17 protein-coding genes and 1 tRNA gene are annotated in these 18,750 nt (G+C 68.3%); 13 read left to right on the top strand and 5 right to left on the bottom strand.

Annotated features, from left to right (window positions below; translation table 11 throughout):
* Window positions 1-129: 129 nt before the first annotated feature.
* A tRNA-Ser gene (locus ACZ0AA_RS08490) sits at window positions 130-217 on the bottom strand.
* Window positions 218-441: 224 nt separating this feature from the next.
* Here ACZ0AA_RS08490 and ACZ0AA_RS08485 point away from each other — a divergent pair.
* From ACZ0AA_RS08485 to trhO, 13 genes are all read left to right on the top strand, one after another.
* Entirely contained in the window at window positions 442-1,320 is an 879-nt protein-coding gene (locus tag ACZ0AA_RS08485; RefSeq protein WP_400865788.1) for a hypothetical protein, read from the top strand.
* A 325-nt stretch (window positions 1,321-1,645) separates the two neighbouring features.
* A complete protein-coding gene (mpaB, locus tag ACZ0AA_RS08480) occupies window positions 1,646-2,698 on the top strand; it encodes a daptide biosynthesis RiPP recognition protein (RefSeq protein ID WP_400866998.1) in 1,053 nt (350 codons plus the stop codon).
* Window positions 2,695-3,960, top strand: coding sequence for a daptide-type RiPP biosynthesis aminotransferase (gene mpaD / locus ACZ0AA_RS08475; RefSeq protein ID WP_400865785.1), 1,266 nt, complete (start codon window positions 2,695-2,697; stop codon window positions 3,958-3,960). Before mpaB ends, mpaD begins: the two co-directional genes overlap by 4 nt.
* Window positions 3,950-5,095, top strand: a complete 1,146-nt coding sequence (gene mpaC, locus ACZ0AA_RS08470) for a daptide-type RiPP biosynthesis dehydogenase (protein WP_400865782.1) — start codon at window positions 3,950-3,952, stop codon at window positions 5,093-5,095. The genes mpaD and mpaC overlap by 11 nt, the downstream gene beginning before the upstream one ends.
* A gap of 1 nt (window position 5,096) precedes the next feature.
* Window positions 5,097-5,228: an MpaA1 family daptide-type RiPP gene (mpaA1, locus tag ACZ0AA_RS08465; protein ID WP_400865779.1), complete on the top strand. Its 132-nt coding sequence runs from the start codon at window positions 5,097-5,099 to the stop codon at window positions 5,226-5,228.
* A gap of 52 nt (window positions 5,229-5,280) precedes the next feature.
* Entirely contained in the window at window positions 5,281-5,394 is a 114-nt protein-coding gene (mpaA2, locus tag ACZ0AA_RS08460; protein ID WP_463512665.1) for an MpaA2 family daptide-type RiPP, read from the top strand.
* 35 nt (window positions 5,395-5,429) lie between these two features.
* Window positions 5,430-5,549 (top strand): MpaA3 family daptide-type RiPP, encoded by a 120-nt coding sequence (gene mpaA3 / locus ACZ0AA_RS08455; protein WP_400865773.1) that lies wholly within the window; start codon window positions 5,430-5,432, stop codon window positions 5,547-5,549.
* Window positions 5,550-5,612: 63 nt separating this feature from the next.
* Window positions 5,613-6,440: a daptide-type RiPP biosynthesis methyltransferase gene (gene mpaM / locus ACZ0AA_RS08450; RefSeq protein ID WP_400865770.1), complete on the top strand. Its 828-nt coding sequence runs from the start codon at window positions 5,613-5,615 to the stop codon at window positions 6,438-6,440.
* Window positions 6,427-8,115 (top strand): daptide biosynthesis intramembrane metalloprotease, encoded by a 1,689-nt coding sequence (mpaP, locus tag ACZ0AA_RS08445; protein ID WP_463512664.1) that lies wholly within the window; start codon window positions 6,427-6,429, stop codon window positions 8,113-8,115. Before mpaM ends, mpaP begins: the two co-directional genes overlap by 14 nt.
* A gap of 2 nt (window positions 8,116-8,117) precedes the next feature.
* A complete protein-coding gene (locus ACZ0AA_RS08440) occupies window positions 8,118-8,834 on the top strand; it encodes an ATP-binding cassette domain-containing protein (RefSeq protein ID WP_400865764.1) in 717 nt (238 codons plus the stop codon).
* Window positions 8,831-9,559: an ABC transporter permease gene (locus tag ACZ0AA_RS08435; RefSeq protein WP_463512663.1), complete on the top strand. Its 729-nt coding sequence runs from the start codon at window positions 8,831-8,833 to the stop codon at window positions 9,557-9,559. Before ACZ0AA_RS08440 ends, ACZ0AA_RS08435 begins: the two co-directional genes overlap by 4 nt.
* Window positions 9,556-10,290 (top strand): hypothetical protein, encoded by a 735-nt coding sequence (locus ACZ0AA_RS08430; RefSeq protein WP_463512662.1) that lies wholly within the window; start codon window positions 9,556-9,558, stop codon window positions 10,288-10,290. The genes ACZ0AA_RS08435 and ACZ0AA_RS08430 overlap by 4 nt, the downstream gene beginning before the upstream one ends.
* Before the next feature lie 58 nt (window positions 10,291-10,348).
* Window positions 10,349-11,239 (top strand): oxygen-dependent tRNA uridine(34) hydroxylase TrhO, encoded by an 891-nt coding sequence (gene trhO / locus ACZ0AA_RS08425; protein ID WP_463512661.1) that lies wholly within the window; start codon window positions 10,349-10,351, stop codon window positions 11,237-11,239.
* Window positions 11,240-11,284: 45 nt separating this feature from the next.
* On the opposite strand, the gene ACZ0AA_RS08420 is transcribed toward trhO, so the two are convergent.
* The 4 genes from ACZ0AA_RS08420 to ACZ0AA_RS08405 all read right to left on the bottom strand — a co-directional run bounded on the left by ACZ0AA_RS08420 (window position 11,285) and on the right by ACZ0AA_RS08405 (window position 18,738).
* The gene (locus tag ACZ0AA_RS08420) at window positions 11,285-13,540 is read right to left on the bottom strand and encodes a transglutaminase TgpA family protein (protein ID WP_463512660.1); all 2,256 of its coding nucleotides are present in this window, start codon (window positions 13,538-13,540) and stop codon (window positions 11,285-11,287) included.
* The gene (locus ACZ0AA_RS08415; protein WP_463512659.1) at window positions 13,527-14,738 is read right to left on the bottom strand and encodes a DUF58 domain-containing protein; all 1,212 of its coding nucleotides are present in this window, start codon (window positions 14,736-14,738) and stop codon (window positions 13,527-13,529) included. The genes ACZ0AA_RS08420 and ACZ0AA_RS08415 overlap by 14 nt, the downstream gene beginning before the upstream one ends.
* 13 nt (window positions 14,739-14,751) lie before the next feature.
* Window positions 14,752-15,741 (bottom strand): AAA family ATPase, encoded by a 990-nt coding sequence (locus ACZ0AA_RS08410; protein WP_463512658.1) that lies wholly within the window; start codon window positions 15,739-15,741, stop codon window positions 14,752-14,754.
* A gap of 87 nt (window positions 15,742-15,828) precedes the next feature.
* Entirely contained in the window at window positions 15,829-18,738 is a 2,910-nt protein-coding gene (locus tag ACZ0AA_RS08405; RefSeq protein ID WP_463512657.1) for a hypothetical protein, read from the bottom strand.
* Window positions 18,739-18,750: the final 12 nt, after the last annotated feature.

Genomic DNA, 18,750 nt, shown 5'->3' with positions numbered 1-18,750 from the left:
GCCTGACGGGGTGCGGATGCCGGTGACGGCGGGACTCCGATCCTCGCTTCGCTCGGTTCTCCCCGAATCCCCAGTGCTCGATAAAAAGCATGAAGGGCCCCCGCTGGCGCGGAGACCCTTCATGCTTTTTGGCGGTGACGGCGGGATTCGAACCCGCGGTTGCTTGCACAACACACGCTTTCCAAGCGTGCTCCTTCGGCCGCTCGGACACGTCACCAGGAACAACCTGAACAGTCTATCCGATCGCACGGGCGACCTAGACCAGGCATCTCCGACGCTCCCCATCGGCGCCCACCGAGCGGGATGCCGTTGCACCGATATGCGATGCGTCCTTGCCTTGCGCTCGCACCGACGTACTTCTTAGCCTCGGGAGCAGACGCAAAGTCGTCATACGAATGCACTCCTGCGTCGATCGGACGCTCTCGTCCCAGAAGGATCTTGATGACGACTGTCGAAACCACAGCCACGACCAGCACGGCCTTGCGTGTGGCACTGCGCACTGCTCACTCCCGTTCGCTCGCTGATCTCGGGCTCAACGCGATCGGCCGCGCCCGATTCGGATGGCGTGATCGGTCGATCGGCTCGGTGGTCGAACGCGCGGGTGGGCGGTACTGGCTGCGCGTCGTCTGGTCTGCGAGAGGCCGGGCGCGTGGCGCCTGGTGGACCGGCAATCAGGACGCCTCGCAGATCGACGGAGTGGCGAAGCCGCGTCTGCTCGACGCGCGGGCCTGGGAGGAAGGGCCGCTCGTCTACCGCGCCGAACTGATGACCCTGCTGCCTGGGCGGGTCTGCGCGCCGGACGCCGTGCTCACCGGCACGCCCGGTCTCGACGAATCGTGGTGGGGAGAGCTGGAAAGCAGCCTCGACACCCTGTCGGCCGCGAGAACGGATCGGATGGTGCTCGACCCCGAGATCATCCGACGGCGGATCAGCGTCTTCTTCGGGATCGAGATGGACGTCGACCGAGACGACTGGGTGGCCAGCCACGGCGACCTGCACTGGAACAACATCCACCGAGATCCGTTCGCGATCGCCGACTGGGAGGCGTGGGGGCTCGCCCCCCGCGGATACGATGCCGCGTTCCTGCTCGGACACTCCTTGGCCGTGCCTCACGTCGCCGAGCAGATAGCCCGACGCTTCCGGCGAGACCTGGAATCAGAGGGTGGCATCGTGTCGCAGCTGTACGTGATGACGAAGCTGCTGACCCGCGCCGACGCAGGCGAGCACGAGCATCTGGTGCCAGCGCTCCACCGCCATGTGGGGCGCCTTCTCGGCACCAGGGTTCCGCTCGTTCGCGCGTCGCGCACTGTCACCGCCTGAGTGTCGCCGGCGACTGCCGGCGTCGAGAAGTCGTCGACGAGGTGCCGAATCTCGCAGATTCGAAAGCGATCGGAATGACGATATCGGCTCGAAAAGAATATATTGCAGCACATTCGACACATATATAGCCTCATATGAGTACGCACATTCACTCGAACGCAATTCGATATCTCTGGGGAGAAATGCACACCAGCTCGACGCAGGCATCGCGTGAAAGTCAGCGCCTCCGGAAAGCGACTGCTTTCACGCCGAATGCGAGCGCGGCATATCTTCGCGCATTCGCGGCGCCGGGTGTCTGCACCGCGGGTCGGTGGGTCGGCGCATGATGCCCGACAGCGGCGCGATCGCCGAACCGGAGCTCGTCGGAGCCCGGGCGCTCCGTGAATGGATCACCGGCGAGCAGGAGGAATACTCGCGCGTGTTCTTCGTCGAGAACGGTGCGTCGGTCGAGAGCGTCGTCGCCGCCGCCGGCGAAGGCGACCTGGTCCTTCTGCACGCGCAGAGCGGAGCCTATGACGGGCCAGCCCACGCCGTTCGCTACACCGGCGCTCTGCGCGAGATCGGAGACGAGCTGTTCTTCGGCGAGCGAGGCGTCGAGCTCCAGGACTATGTCGCTGCGGCGTTCGTTCAGATCGTCCGTCCGACTGCGGTGGGATTCTTCGACCGGAACAGCTGGCAGGCGTTTCTCGACGACGCGGAACTCGCTCGTCGTACGGGTGTCTTTCCTTCGGCATTGATCGATGCGCGGGTGCTCCTCGCGAACCGCACCGCTCTGGGAGCACCGGATGAACTCGCGGCTCCGACCGCGATCAGGGTGGGCTCGGACGGCCGGGTCAGCGTCGGTGTGTGGGGCGAGGTGATCGGCCACGTCGTCGAGCTGAAGACGGTGATCGAGTCCCCTCTGCCCCGTGCCGCGGTGTGGGGAGAATCGGAACTGAGACAGGCCGCCGCCGCGGACCTGACCAGCCGCGGATGGATCGGTCGCTACGTGAACGCGACGGATCTCATCAAGATGCTCGGCTTGGAGAACGGCATCGCGAAGATCTCAGGATTCGGCTGGTGGCTCATCGACGATGACCGCGCGGACGCCGAACCGCTGGCGTCGGATCCCTTCCTGCTCGAGACCCCGGACGGCTTCGTGCTCGCCGACACCACCACGTTGCGACGCCAGCTGCTGTCGCCGCTGACGGCGAAGGTCGTCGCCGCCACACAGACCTCGAGCACGCTGGAGGTGGCGGTGGATCGCTTGGCTCTCGAATGCGGCTTGTCTGCGTCTGATGCGAGCGCCCTGTGTCGGGAAGCTGCCGCGGTGCTCGACATCCACTTCGGCACAACAGCTGACGGGGCGCGCCGGATGGCGTCGGGAAGCGCTCGATGAACGTTCCGCATGCGTTATGGACGTCGATGCTGCCCGCAGACGCCACGTTCACGCGCGACGAGGTCGCCGTCGGCGCCGCCGGAAATCGCATCGAATTCGCGGACGGATCGACACGCCTCAGTGCGACGAGCGGACTCTGGAACGTCCCTCTCGGTTTCGGAAACAAGGCGGTCGCTGATGCTGTGAGCAGAGCGACGCATGATGCGTCGTATCTGACTCTGTTCCGGGCGCCGCATCGGTACGCTGAGGCCGCGGCCGAAGCGCTCATCGAACTCGCCCACCCGATCCGGTACAGCCGGGTCATCTTCTGCACGTCGGGAGGGGCAGCGAACGACTCGGCGATGAAGCTCGCGAGACAGTACTGGGCACAACAGGGAGCCGGATCCCGCTCGCTGGTCGTGGGTCTCAACGGCAGCTATCACGGCACGATGTACGGCAGCCACGCGCTCAGCGGCGACGACCTCCTTCAATCGGTCTACTCCGTCGACCGCAGGTCGGTGCGTCATGTGTCTCACAGCGATGACGGGGAGGAACTGGAGACGCTGCTGAAGCGCGAAGGCTCCAGAGTCGCGTCGGTGGTTGTGGAGCCCGTCCTGGGCAGCGGCGCGCATGCGCTGTCCGATGGGTTCATATCGCGACTCCTCGAGCTGCGCGAGGAGTACGGATTCCTGATCGTCGCCGACGAGGTCGCGACGGGCTTCGGACGCACCGGAACGATGTTCGCCACGGACGAATGGGGTGCGCCACCAGACATCCTCGTTCTGTCGAAAGCGTTGACGAACGGCGCAGCGGGCGCTGCCGTGCTGCTCGTGGGGGCACGCGTCGCGTCAGAGTTCGCACGTGGGGGCTGGACGTTCGTCCACGGGGAGACCCAGGCGGGGACGCCGGCCTGCGCGGCGGCCGTCGTCGCGGTGATCGAAGAGTTGCACCGCATCGACGTGGAATCGACGACGCGAGCGTTGGCGACCGACTTGTGGCGTCTCGCGAGTCGGCTGAAGTCCGATGGCGTGGTCGCCGAGGTGACGGGGCGAGGCTGTTTCGTGGGGCTCGCCCTTCGAAACCTGGACGCGAGTCGGCTCTCCGGGGCTGAGGTTCTCCGAGTGGTGGCCGCCATCGCAGAGAACGGCGTGCTGGTGCAGCCCGGCCCCAGTGCGATCCAGCTGATTCCGGCGTATGGGTTCGACGCGAGTGAGCTTCTCGAGATGGATTCTGCTGTGCGCGCTGGCGTGGCGCAGGTGCGGGAGCGTCAGCATGAGATCTGACTTCGCTGCACGGGTTCCCACGCTCTGGCACGGCCGCGGCATCGCGCGGCAGACGATCGCGCGGCTCGCTGCCGATCGAGAGCCCCTCGTGATCGCGGATTCGTCGCTCGCCGCATCGATGCTCGCCGGCCGCTCGGCCAGAACCATAGAGGTGGACGCTCGCTCGGTCGACGTCGCGGCTCTCGTCGGCATCGCGGAGGAGATCGCTCGACGGCCCCCGAGCGTGATCGTCGCGGTAGGCGGCGGAACTGTTCTCGACGCCACCAAGATCGCATCGCTTGCGCTCGCTCCGGGGCGGTTGTTCGACTTCGCCATCGAACGTGCATCGAAGTCGGCGCTGACCTTCTTGCCCGATGCGCCACCACCCGTGGAGATCGTCGCGGTGCCGACGACGCTCGGCACCTCATCGGAGACGAACAGCGTCGGCATCCTCAAGAACGAAACCGGCTATCGGCTCATCGTCGGCCGCGCGTTGAGACCCCGGCACGCCATCATCGATCCCGGCAACCTGGTGACCCTCACGCCGGCATCCGTCAGAGAGGGAGCACTCGAGGCCTTCCTCCGGCTCGCAGGCGCGGCGACGAGCCCGCGGCGAAGCTCGAGGGGGAGACGCGACGCCGTCGCTCTCGGGGGTGCACTTCTCGAGACGGCCTCCGGCGACGCAGCCGCTGCCGCCGTGCGCCTGCGTCTCGCTCGCCTCAGCGCGGCGACGCAGCGCAGTGCGGCGCTGAGGGGGCAGGATCCCTACAGCGCCCGCCACTGGTATGTGGCCAACGAAGTGGCCTTCGCGCTGGACGTCCGCAAGATGGTGGCCACAGTGGCGGTCATCGCTGCGGTCTGGCGCCGAGTGTGCTCGGGGGACCAACGATGGGGCGATCGCGAGAGCCTCGAAGAGTTCTGGATGAGCGTGGCCGGCGGCGTCGCACTGCCGCTCGACCCGCCGACCGGCATCGCTGCCCTCATCGAGCGCTGGGGGATCCCACGTCCGTCGCGGCCGACGGCTCAGAACCTGCGCCGTATTGCCGGTGCCACGGAAACAGCGTGGGGAAACCGCTACCCGATGCTCGCGGGTCTTTTCGCAGAGGACTTCTGCGATGTGCTCCGCGACTCCTACTGGAACGAAGGAGGTGAATGACATGAACGAAAGTGTGGAACGAATCCAGTTCCAAGAACTGGAGGGGATGGATGCCCCCAGTTGGGAGAGCTTCTATCAGGGCGCGATCAGCGCCCTGGTGCTCATAGGAATCGGCGCTGCTGCTGCGACGTGACCTCGTCGAGCAGACACAGATGAATCGGAGAGAGGTAAGCATGCACGCAACAATGCCGACCCTTGAGTTCACCGAACTCGAGGCAATGGAAGCGCCGGATGACGCCCTTGATTGGACCCGCGGATTCGCCGTCGGCGTGATCATCGGAATTCTCGCGCTGACATAGGAGCACCTTCGCAAGGCGTACCTAGGAGGTATGAAATGCAGACACAGTCGCTCGAGTTCCTGGAGCTCGAACACATCGATGCACCACTCGAATGGTGGGAGCACGCGAGCTACATCATCGCCATCATCGGCGGTGCGGCCGCGATCGCGACCTGACCGAAGGGGTGCGGGCCTGACACGCCCGCACCCCACTGATCCCCGCTGAGAGGTGATGCGTGAATGTCCAGTTCTCTAACTGAGGCCGTGGTGGCGAGACTCGCCGTGGTCGGAGCACTGCCGAAGGAGCAGGATCTGTACGCGGGTGCGGGCACCGATTTCTACGACAGGCTGGTCGGGTCCGACCGCGCGGAGATCAGAGAAGTGCTGGCGCTCGCGAGAGGCACCGTGGGGCCGATCCTCGATGTGGCGGCAGGGAGCGGGCGGTTGACCATCCCTTTGGTGCGATCGGGCAAGCGGGTGACGGCGATAGATCTCTCCGACGACATGCTCTCCCGCCTCCGTCGAGCGCTGCCCGACCACACGATGCTGGAGTGCATCGTCGCGGACGTGCGGGACTTCTCACTGCGGCAGCAGTTCGGTCTTGTGATCATGGGCGCGACGTCGATCACGCTGCTCGACGGTGTCGGCAGGTCCCAGCTCTACGCGAACGTGCGACGTCACCTCGCTCCGCACGGTGTGTTCGCCCTGACCGTGGCCGGAGGAGCCTCAGCGGAGAGCCTCTCGGTGTCGAGAGATCGAGAGATCGCTGTCCCAGGACCGGGCGGAGACGAGACCTATCTGTTCTCGCAGCAAGTGGAAGAGGGCGGCGCGGCACGTGTGGTCAACTGGGTTCGTGTCGCCGACCTGGCAGAGGGCGGCGACGTGACAGTTCTCACGAGCCGTCTGCGAGTTCTCGACCACGAGGTCCTCTCGAGAGAGCTCATCAACGCGGGGTTCACCGCTCCCGCCGTCTCGCCTGTTCGGACGCTCGGCGGTGAGGACATCGTTCTTCTCACCACGACGTCTGCGGCAGACCCGGAAGCGATGGATGACGATGCTTCGCGGTAGTTTCCCTCGACGCCGAGCGACTCGGTCTGCGGAAGACGCGCTCGCTGCTGACGCGTGCCCTGTCCTCTCGTCCGGCGTCGACTTCGAACAGGTGGCCGAGGACGGGACGTGGATCGCGATGCTCCACGGTGTGCCGTCATCGAGAGTGTCTCTGGCGGTCGTCGATCTGCTGCGCGCGATGAACGGCGAAACCGCACTTCATGATCTGCACCGGCGCTTCGCTGCGTCCGAGCCATTGGAGCAGTTTCTGATGCTGGCCCAGCGCTTCCGCGCCTGTGGACTGCTCGAGGGCGACGAGAAGCTCCCTCCCGGTCGAGTGGTCTATCGGCCCCCTTTCACTCTTCAGCTCGCGACGCTGCGCGCACCTGCGATCTTCGGTCGTCTGGACCGACTGACCGTTCCTCTCCCGCACCGAGCGGTTCTCGTGTCGGTGGCGGTTCTGGTCTGCCTCGGCGTTCTCGCCGCATCCGTTCAGGCGGATGAGCTGCGGGAAGCCCTCACCACGCCGGTGCCGCTCTCGGCCCTCGTGTCTCTCGTGGCAGCGCTTTCGCTCATGACCCTGCTGCACGAGAGCGCCCATGGCCTCGCGCTGACCAGATTCGGCGGCAGCCCCCGCCGAGCGGGCTTCATGCTCTTCTACCTCAGCCCCGCATTCTTCGTGGACGTGACAGACGGGTGGCGGCTCCCGGAACGCCGGCACCGCGTCGCGATCGCGCTGGCGGGCCCTGCGGTGCACGCTGTCATCGGCGCGATCGCGCTCCTCGCAGCGCTCCTGCTTCCGCATCCCGTGGTGCACCAGACGATGTTGCTCCTCGCCGTCTCCTGCGGGGCCATCGTTCTCATCAATCTGATCCCCTTCGTGCGGTTCGACGGGTACATCGCGCTCATGAGCGCTCTGGATGAGCCGAACCTCAGGGGTCGTACGATCCGCGACGGCTCGGAGTTCCTGGCCCGTCTGCTGTTCGGCGGTCAACGGTCGGCCAAGAGCCTGAACACGTGGTGGAGCGTGCCGTTCGGTCTCGCGAGCCTCCTCACCCCGGTAGTGCTGGTGGTGTTCGCCGTCACCCGCGTGGCTCGAGCGCTCGCCGGGGGCGGACCGGTGCTCGGTGTGCTCATCGTCGCTCTGGAAGGCGCCGTGGTCCTGACCGGCGCCGTGCTGCTCATCACAGCTCTGCGCCGCGTGCATCGTTCCGGAGTCGCGCGGCTCCGATTCTGGTCGGTCGTCGCCGCTCTGGTCGCAAGCATCGTGATCGCCGGTGCTGTGATTCCCGTGCCCGCGACAACCACCTTCGGTTTCGCCGTGCACGGCGAGCGCGTGATCCTCCTGCACGCCGGCGAGACCGCCGAGGCGGACGTGCCCGAGGGGGCGTCGGTGGCTCTGATGAGCAACGGCATCCTCGTGAATGAGCAGGTCGCCGACGGCGCGGTCAGGCGGCAGCGTCCCGAGCCGACGACGGTGCCGCTCGACGCGCTGTTCCCGATCACCGCCGACGGTGTGACGGTCCCGGCGGTGATCGTCGCCGTGGTGGATGTGTCAGAGCGGAGCGGGCCCCTCCCTTCGACGGGGCAGGCGCGAGTCGAAAACGGCGTGAGAAGTCTGTGGCAGACGCTCTGGGTGACCGGCGTGGCAATGCCACTGTCGTCGGTCCACAGCGGAGAAGTGGGAAAGGAATGAAGATGAACGACCACGCAATCGAGGTTCGAGGACTCACGAAGAGGTACGGGGACAGGGTCGCAGTGGAAGGGCTGTCGTTCGCGGTGCCGCACGGGTCGATCGTCGGCCTCCTGGGTCCCAACGGGGCGGGCAAGTCGACGACTCTGCGAACCATCGTCGGGCTGCTGAAGCCGACGAGCGGTGACAGCCTCATCGACGGGCTGTCGTTCTCCGCGCTCGACAACCCGGCCTCTCACGTCGGTGTCCACATGGACGGATTCGGCTTCGAGGGTGGCATCACCGCCAGGCGGCACCTGGAGATCTGCCGGCTCGCGGCAGGGGCGCCTCGTGGTCGGGTCGACGAGGTGCTCGAGGAGGTCGGCCTCGAGACAGATGCCCGTCGCCGGGTGAAGACCTTCTCGACGGGGATGGCCCAACGACTCGGGCTGGCCGCTGCTCTCATCGGCTCGCCGCGGACGCTCATCCTCGACGAGCCGGCCAATGGGCTGGACCCCGACGGCATCCGCTGGCTTCGCAGGTTCCTGCGGGGCTTCTCGGAACGCGGCGGCACCGTCCTGATCGCCAGTCACCAGCTCGCCGAGCTGGAACAGGTCGTCGATGAGGTGGTCGTCATCAAACGGCGTGCTCTCTTCGCCGGAAGGTTGGGCGACCTCGTCTCGAGCGAAGCCGACTCGCTCGAGAGCAAGTACTTCGATCTCGTCGAAGGGGCATCCGCATGAGGCAGACAATCCGCAGCGAAGCCCTGCGAGCAGTGAGCGGGTCGTCCATCCTGGCGGTCTACCTGGTCGCGGTCCTCATGCCCGTCTTCGTGCTGGTCTCGGACGGTTCACGGTTCGACCTCGCCGGCCTCGATTCTGCCGCGGCTACGTCCCTTCTTCTGGAGCCGCTGGCCTGGTCCGCCATCTCAGCGGCGTTCGTCGGGGCCTATGGTGTCACCCGCGAGTGCTACTACGGCTCGATGGACAGGACGCTCACGGGGGTCGGCTTCCCGCGCGCCTTCGCCGCCAAACTCGTCGCCGGCGCCCTCGTCGCGGTCGCGTTGTCGGTGTGCATCTTCGTGATCTGGACGGTCGGAGTCTCCGTCTTCCTCGCTCAGGAAGGTCTGACGCTCGCGCTCGCCGGAGGGACGTGGCGCATCTACGCCGGCGCACTGCTCGGCGTGGTTCTCGGTGCGTTCATCGGTGGAGCAATCGGCTGGATCACCAGAAACTACTACGTGACCGCAGCGATCGTTCTTGTCCTTCCGATGGCCGTGGAGTTCGCGCTGTTGCGCACGGCACCGGAGCTGGCGAGATTCTCGCCGGGTTTGGCGCTGGCCGCTCTGGGTGTTCCCCGATACCAGGACAAGCTGCTCGAGTTCGCGCCCGCCCTGTGCATCGCGCTCGCGTGGGCCGTCGCGCTGGTCGCCGTCGCATGGGGCATGGGACGGAAGAGGGCCGCGTGATCGGCCGAGCGTTCCGTGCTCAAGCCCGCAGCTTCGCCGGCGATGCCGTGCTGTTCTGGGTGGCGGTGGCGGGATTCGTGTTGTCGCTTTCCGTGGCGACGAACATCCCGCCGGAGATGGCGGATGCACCCGCCGACGTCCGAGCCGCTTTCGCCGCACCGTACCGGGCGGTGCTCGCGACCTATGGAGCGGTTCTCGCGGCAGCCTACGGTTCCTTCCGATACACCGTCGACCGGCGAGACGGTGTCATCGCTCAGCGTCTGATGCTGCAGCCTCGATGGGCGACTCTTCTCGTGAGGGTGCCCGCCTCCGCTCTAGGGGGAGCGATCGTCGCCCTCGCCGGCGCCGTCGGCGGACACGTGGCGCTGACCGTCGCAATGGGCGGTCTCCCTCTGGAATGGTCATCGGTCGGACCCACCGTGGGGCTCGGCGCGGTGACGGGGCTGTGGGGGCTGGGCGTGGGAGTTGTCGTGCAGGCTCATCTCGTCGCCCTCTTCATCGCCCCGATGTCGATGAGCCTGGCAGTTCTCGTGGCGATCTTCTGGAGATCCGGAGCCGTCTACCTCCCTCTCCTCACGATGCTCGAAGCCTTGCGGTTCGACGTCTCCGCCCTGGGAATCCCGCCGCACGAGAGCATCGACTCCACGACGGCGGTGCTCATGACGGCTGCCTGGGTGCTCGGAGCCCTCCTCGCCGCGGGGCTGTCGTTCATGAACCGCGATGTGAAGTAGCAGCCTCGAGTCACCACCGCGAGGGCGCGCAGTCAGGTGGCCGACGTAAAATCGCTGAGTGGCAACACCCAAGATCGTTCTCTTCTACGTGTTCACCCCGCTCGCCGATCCGGACGCGATCCGGGTGTGGCAGCGCGACCTCGGCGAAGCGCTCGGGCTGCGTGGCCGGCTCCTGATCTCGAAGGACGGAGTCAACGGCACCCTCGGCGGCGACCTGCCGGCGCTCAAGAAGTGGGCGCGCTCGTTCCGGTCCTACGCCCCTTTCTCGCACGCCGACATCAAGTGGAGTGAGGGCACCGGAGTCGACGCCGACGGTCGCAGCGTCGACTTTCCGAAGCTCAGCGTCAAAGTGCGCGACGAGATCGTGTCGTTCGGAGCGCCGGATGAGCTGCGCGTCGACGAGCAGGGCGTCGTCGGAGGCGGCACCCGGCTGACCCCCGAGGAATTGCACGAGCTGATGGGGGAACGGGGTGACGACGTCGTCTTCTTCGACGGCCGCAACGCGCTCGAAGCGCAGATCGGCCGGTTCCGGGGAGCCGTCGTTCCCGACACCGAGACCACGCGCGACTTCGTGCAGCTGCTCGACTCCGGGGCATACGACGACCTCAAGGGCAAGCCGGTCGTCACCTACTGCACGGGCGGCATCCGCTGCGAGGTGCTCTCGAGCCTGATGACCGCGCGCGGGTTCGGCGAGGTCTACCAACTCGAGGGCGGCATCGTCCGCTACGGCGAGCAGTACGGCGACGACGGCCTCTGGGAGGGCTCTCTCTACGTGTTCGACAAGCGCGGGTCCGTCGAGTTCTCGGATCATGCAGCGGTCATCGGCCAGTGCGCGGGGTGCGGCACGGCGACCAAGCGCACGGCGAACTGCCCCGACCTCGCGTGCCGCACTCAGTTCGTGGTCTGCGAATCCTGCGACTCCGTGCGCTGCGCCCTGCACGCGGCCTGATCGCGTCGGCGCGAACTCTCGGGCAGCCCGTGGCGCAGGTGGAGCTCAGGTGAGCAGTGGCACGTCGGTGCGTCGGCTCGCGAAGAGCGATCGCGGAAGCAGGAACGCGTGCAGCCTCGTCCACCCGTCGACGCTGCGGCGGAGCTGCGCCGTCACCTCGACGAGCGCGACGTCGAGATCTCGCACGGCACCGGCCGAGGGGCGAGCGTAACTGGCCTGCTCGACCGCGGCGACGAGCACCCGCATCGCCTCGGCATCCGCCCGGCTGTCTCTGACCAGATCGTCGCCGCGCATGCGGGGTGATTCGGCATCCGACAGGGGCACGCGGAGATCCTGCATCGTCGCGCGCAGCTCGGTCCAGGCCGCCCCGGCGTCACCGCGCCTCGCGCGCCCGCGTCGGACGATGCGCAACGCGAGACGGGCGAACGCGGGCAGCAGCACCACCATCAGCACGCCGAGCGTCGTCAGCACGACGGGAGTGGGGTCCAAGCGCCGAAGCTCGCCGGTCGCGCCCGCGTTGTCGCCCGCGTCTTCACGCTCGAGCTCCGGTCCTGAGCTCTGCTCGGTGCTCGGGGCAGCGGTCGGAGCCGGGGTGGCTGAGCCGCCCGCACCGCCGCCGGCGGTCGCCGCAGCGCTGAATGCCGTCGGAACCCCCAGAGACGCCGTCGGCTCGAAGGGCACCCAGCCCACGCCGGGGAAGAGGACCTCGGGCCACGAGTGCAGCTGGTCGCTGGAGACGGAGTACACCGCTTCATCGCCGCGCGTGGTCTCGGTCAGGGCGCCGGGAAGATAGCCGACGACGATGCGCACCTCCATGTCGAGGCTCTCCGCCATGAGAGCGAACGCTCCGGCGAAGTGGATGCAGTAGCCGGACCTCACATCGAGGAACCGCGCCACCGCATCCGCGCCTGTGCCGTCGAAACCCTCATCGACAGGGGTCTCCAGCGAGTAGGCGAACTGACTCCGGAACCACGATTGCAGTGCGATGAGCCGGTCGTAGTCGTTCGTGGCGTCAGCGGTGACCTCGGCGGCCGTGTCGCCGATGATCTCAGGCAGCTCGACGGGCTGCGTATCGGGGTCGACGATGGGCGAAGCGGCGGGGACCGCGCGGATCTGCTCGAGAGTCGGCGACACCTCCAGCGATCGCACCGTGTAGTCGTTGCCGACGGCTTCGGCGCTGCGAGACGCGAGCGTGCGGTTCTCGGGACTCACCCTCCAGGTCGAGGGAAGCCCCTGCACGCTCGTTGCCGGGTAAGGAACCGGGAGCCACGAACTCGACATCCGGATCACCCGGATGGAGGTGTTCTGGTCGGTGGTCTCGATGTCGTCGGCCCATTCGGCCGGGCCGAAACCTTCGCTCTGCGCCTGCAGGCCGCCGCGATCCGGCTCCCACACGTTGCCGTCGAACGCCGACAGCGTCGTGAGTCGCAGATAGGGCGCGGTGTCCGCCGTCGTCGCCACCGTGAGCACCTCGACCGGGTTCGGCTGCCGCAGGTCGTCACCGAGCCGCAGCGACGCATCGACGGTGACGCCGGTACCCGTGCCTGTGAGGCTCGCCGACACGGGGAGGATCGGTGCGACGATCACGGTCGCCGCCAGCGCCGCGACTCCGACGCCCGCGGCGACCGCCACCGAGGTGCGCCGCGGCGACTCGGGGTTCTGCGCCGCCGTGAATCGGAGCAGGACGAGGATCAGGATGCCGAGCATCACGAACCATACGACGTTGACTCCGCCGAGGGTGACGATCATCGGCACGGATCCCACGACTGCCGTGAGGAGGCTGGCCAGAATGGCTCCGCGCTGTGCGACCAGCTGGTCGAGCAGGACGGCGACGACGCCGAAGCCGATGCCCATCACGGCTTCGAGTCCGGGGGAGGCCGCGATCGGTGCCGCGCCGAACGTGATCTCCTCCCACGCGGAGGCTGCGAGCGCCTGGAAGGTGAAGAAGGTCGCATCGGTGGGGATCACGCCGAACACCGCGGTGTCGCCCGCGACGAGCAGGACCACGGTGCCCATCACCGCCAGGATCTGGACGACGATGGTGACGAGGTCGCGTGCCCAGGCCGCACGACCGCGCATCAGCGTGCGCGACGACATGCCCGCGAGCGCGGTGACGACGATCACCGCGAGGACGGCGAACGACCAGGGGCCGGGTTCGATCACCGAGGTGAAGGGCCACATCGCGACGAGACCGGCTGCGGCGGCGAGCACCGACGGCACGACCGTGCCGGCGGGAAGCTCGTGCTCGCGGTGCCACGACAGGCCGGGTCCGCGTTCGGCCCGTCGCTCAGCTCGCGACATCGGTCGCTCCCCGCTGCTCCGTCGGGCCGCCCACGCGGTCGGGGAGCACGTCTTCCCACGCCTCCGCGACGTCGTCGCCCAGTCGTGCGAAGCGCCACCCGTGCTGCTCGGCTGCCGCTGCGGCACCGCGATGCGGCGCCGTCGCGAACAGCATCGGGGCCGCGGCACCGGAGGGCCGCAGCAGGGCGGCGTCCTCTTCGTCGATCTCGCCGGTGATGTAGACGAGCGGCCCGGGAGGAGTGCCGCCCACCAGGGTCATGATGTCGCGGGCATCGCCGCGGGGTCCGACCAGCGCGAGGGCGACGAGCAGACCGTCGCGGTCGTCCTCGTGGCCGCGCAGAGTGCCCAGCAGCGTGCCGCTGCTGTCGATCACGTCGACGCCGTATCCCTCCTGCACGAGGTGCACGGCGACGGAGGCGCACATCGACACAGCGGTCTCGAACGCGTGATCCTCGTCGTCGCCGGGGCGTTCCCACCGCGCGGCGCTGCGGTCGAGGATCACGAGAGCGTCGGGGCTGGACTCCTCTTCTTCCTGCCGCACCATCAGCTGACCGCGGTGCGCGGTCGCCCGCCAATGGATGCGACGCATCGAGTCGCCGGGGATGTAACGTCGCGGCGACAGGTTGTCGCTGCCCTGCCCGAGGCGGCTCGACGAGGTGTGCGCGGTGCCGCCGGCCGCGCCGACCTTGACGGTCAGCGGCGCGAGGGTGAACACCTCGGGCACGACTGTCACGGAGCGGGTCTCGCCGAACGCCTGCTCGCGTTGGGCGAGGCCGAACGGATCGACCGTTCGGAGCACCAGGGGGCCGATCGGCCAGACGCCGCGCCGCACACCGGTGATCAGGTAGCTCAGCTGGCCGGTCTCCGAGGGGTACTCGCCGGCCGAATCGCCGGTGACCGCAGGTGGGAGCACATCGCGCCAGAGTCCTCGAGGAACCCGCAGGGCACGCAGGGTGAAGCGCAGCGTGACGCGAGAGGTCTCCGACACCGTCAGCAGGTCGGTCGAGACCTGCCGCGTGACCGACCCGGCACGGCGGGGCAGCCGCACGGCGAGCACCGAGAAAGTCGTCAGTGCGAGGAGGAGGACGCCGATGTAGAGGAGGATCGGCGCGCCGATCATGTTGGCCGCTATCAGGCAGCCGAGACCGGAGAGGAGCGCACCCGTGCCCCGGAGGGTGAGGGATCGACGGCGAGGCATGGGGAGCGAAGGATCAGGAGCGCGCAGTCACGGGCACCCGCACGCGCTCGACGATCTGTCGGAGGGCCGCCTCGACGGGCTGGGCTCCGGCGCGATGCGCCCCGCGGGCAGGAAGAAGACGGTGTGCGAGAACGGGGATGATCAGCGCAGTCACGTCGTCGGGGATCACGAAGTCGCGACCGTCGAGCGCCGCCCACACCTTCGCGGCGCGGATCAGCTGCAGGGTCGCCCTCGGACTCGCGCCGAGGTGCAGGTTGGGGTCTGCGCGGGTCGCCTGGGCCAGAGCGACCGTGTATTCCTCGAGCGCCGGGGCGACATGCACAGAACGGGCCCAGGCGATCAACCCGGAGATCGACGCGGCGTTCGCGACGGCTCGCACTGCGGCGAGCGGATTCACCGTGTCGCGCTGACGCAGCATCAGGGCCTCCGCGGCCGCATCCGGATAGCCCATCGAGATGCGCATCATGAAGCGGTCGCGCTGCGCTTCGGGCAACGCGTAGGTGCCCTCCATCTCGAGAGGATTCTGGGTCGCCACGACGAGGAAGGGGTCGGGCAGCATATGCGTCGATCCATCGACCGTCACCTGCCCCTCTTCCATGGCCTCGAGCAGCGCCGACTGCGTCTTGGGGGACGAGCGGTTGATCTCGTCGGCGATGACGATGTGCGCGAACACCGCGCCGCGCTTGAACTCGAACTCACGATCGACGGGGTTGTAGACGCTCACGCCCGTCACATCTCCCGGGAGCAGATCGGGGGTGAACTGGATGCGCCGGACCGTGGCGTCCACGCTCGCTGCCAGGGCGCGCGCCAGCACTGTCTTGCCCACTCCGGGCACATCCTCGATCAGCAGATGCCCCTCGGCGAGGAGGCACACCAGCGCGCTCCGCACGGCATCCGGCTTTCCGTCGATCACCCGTCCGACAGACTCGACGATCGCCGACGTCTGCGCGGCGAACTGCTCGGCGTTGACGACGGACGGGGTCAGGGGCGGGTTCTCTGGCATGCGTTCCCTCTCACGTGGGCGCTGCGGTGCGCGTGATCTGATCGTAACCCGGCTGTCTACGGATGGGGTGGGAACCGACGTCGGGCATCAGCCCCAGACGCGAGCCCGGGGTTCCGCCGGGTCCACGCGGCTGTCGGCGCTGCGCGCGACGCGCAGCAGGGCGAGTCCCTGCACCCCGCTCAGCTCGTGCAGTGAGCACGTGCCGATCAGGGCCTGCCAATGGTCGCGGAAGCGCTCGGCGTCTCCGCGCCGCCGGGCGATCAGTCGAGGCACCGCGAGAAGCGTGCGTCCGGGGGAGAGGTGGTCGGCGAGGCGTTCGAGCACCGGGACCCGCGGCAGCCCGGCCGCGTCGATGCGCAGCAGGAATCGGGGTGTGCGCACCGGTGCGAAGAGCTCCTCGACGGCATCGGCGATCACGCGTGCGTCGGTGGAGGAGCCGCCGAGCTCGAGGCGGATACGGGTGGGATCGGCGTCGTCCGGCCGCGCGGTGATCGTCGACTCGTCGATCCGCCCGACGCGTCCTGCTTCTTCCAGCGTGCGGGCGACGGCGACCGCCGCGGCCCGGTAGATCTCCGCCGGCCTCGAGCGATCGCGCAGAGAGCGGAAGAGCATGCGCACAGCGGATGCTGCCGCGGCGACAGCACCCCCGATCAGTGCGAGCGCGACTCCGAGGGCAGGAGCGAAGGAGACCCCGGAGAACGCGAGCACGGTGACGAGGGCGCCTGTCGTCGCGGTGCCGGCGAGGAAGCCGCCGACCGCTCCTGCGCTCGCCGTCTGTGCGGCACGAAGCAGTGGGGCTCGAGCGGTGCGGCGGATCGCCACCGTCTCCCGCTCGTGGGCGCGGTACGGCTCGCCGATCCGCCATTCCTCCCTCGTCCGACTCCGAGAGGGCCACCGCGCGCGCACGAGGGCGTCGACATCCGCGATCGACGTCGACGGGTCCTTGCCGAGCACACGCGTCCAGGCCTCGACGGCGGGTGCGGTGAGTGCATGGCCCAGTCCGCTGACGATACGGCCGTCGCGCTCTGCGCTCAGCCCCCACAGATGCGAATGCCGACGACGGAGTCGCAGGGACTCGGACACGTCGTCGAGGTCGACATGCGAGGGGATCAGGCAGAGGACCGACCAGTTGTGTGCGACCTTCTCGGGCCACGCCGGATCGAGCCTCAGGGTGCGCCCCCGCAGCTGCTGGGTGCCCGACGACGTGGCCACGGTCGTGAGATCGACGAGGGTGTTCACCGACGGGCAGTCCCAGCCTTCGCCGAGAAGCCCCCGGGTGCCGACGAGCAGGCGCACATCCCCTAGGCGGATCAGCTCGGACACGGCCCCGACCACTCGTCCGCTTCCGGCGGCGCGCACCTGAAGGTCGCGCACGGGGCCGACGCCCTCCGCGATGCCGATCCGCTCGCCGAGCAGATCGCCGAGCGCGACCGCGATGTCGGCCGCATCGTCCGCTCGGACGCGCAGGTGCTGCGAGGTGAGCAGCACGGGGCGCAGTCGGGAGGTGACGGCATCGACGGCGAGGAGGCCGAACGTGCGGAGCGCCCCGGCGGGTGTGTCACCGGCCAGACCGCGGTTGTTTCCATGCTCGACGAAATCGGTCACGACGACCGCCCGGATCCGATCGCCGTCGGCACCTTCAAGTTCTCGGCGGAGGATCTCGACCGCCGCATGGTCCTTGGCGGCGGAGAACGCCAGAGTGGTCTCGATCGGGTTCCGACCGCGTCGGATACCCCGGTCGGTCAGCGCGTACCCGAAGTCCGCGAGCGAGCGCCGCACGTACTCCCACTGGCGCACGGCAGCGGGATCCGAGAGCAGCCGCGTCTGGGCGAACCGTGACAGGACCGTCAGCAGGTCGTCGGTCGTGCACCGGTCGAGCAGGGCCGGCGGGATCGAGGTGATCAGCGGATGCTGCGGCGAGACCTCGCGCAGCACGAGAGCGCACGATCGAGTGAGGGCGAAGTCCGTCGCGAAGGCCCGGTCGAGGCGTGCGAGGGGAGTCTCGGCGACAGAGCCGTCCTGCGGGTCTGCGGGTTGGAGGTGCTGTTCGAGGTACGACAGCGCGTCGGGGGTCGACAGCACCTGCGTGATCAGGTCGTGCAGCAGCGATTCGTGCCGTCGGATGAACGCGGCCTCTGCGGGCAGGGGCTCGGTGAACATCACGTGATCGCGATACGGAGCCAGATGGCCTTCCTTGACCACGGCGGGAGTCGGCACCTCGTAGTCGACCTCGCCGAGCAGGTGGCTGTAGTTCTCGAACTCGGTCTCGTCGTCGGGCGACGGCAGGGTCGCGGTGAGGCCGATCAGCGTCGGCTCCGCGCCGCTCTCTCGGATGCGGGCGACCAGATAGGCCACCACGATCGCCCAGTGGTCGAGAAGGTGATGGCATTCGTCGAGCACGACCGTGCGCACCCCCGCCTCGACGAGTCGATCGATGAGGGCGACGGCGTTCGGGTGGAGCACGCGCGCGAGCTCCGACGGGCGCTGACGGGTGAAGCGCGAACGCAGTCGGCCCGCACGACTGCGGATGCCGGAGCGGTGACGGGCGGGGTTGTCGACCGCCAGCTCGGCGAGCCACGTCGCGGCATCCGCCTCGGTGCGGCCGCTCGCGACGAGTTCCTCCGTCCAGATCGCCCGGGCGAGGTCGTCGAAGGGCGAGCCGTCTCCCGTCACGCTGAGCAGCTGATAGGTGAGCACCGTCAGGTCCCCGAGACGCTCGGGATCATCCGAGACGGCCTCCGCGTGCGGCGCCAGCTCCGAGGCGGTGCGCACCCACTGATGGCGGATGGTCACCGTCGGCGACAGCACGAGAGTGCGATGGCCTTCGCGGGCGGCGAGCAGCAAGCCCAGCAGCGTCTTCCCGGAGCCCGGCGGAGCGACGATGTGCAGCGGGGCCGCTCCTCCCGGAGGGATCCGGTCGAGGACCTCGGCCTGGTAGGTGCGCAGCGTGCCCGGAAAGTGCCACGTCGACAGAGGAGGGGCGGCGACGGGATCCATGACCTGCCCAGT

It is taken from the genome of Microbacterium sp. AC035 (assembly GCF_979258485.1).
The sequence above is the reverse complement of the archived record's forward strand: the minus strand, read 5'-3'. Positions and strand labels throughout refer to the sequence as shown.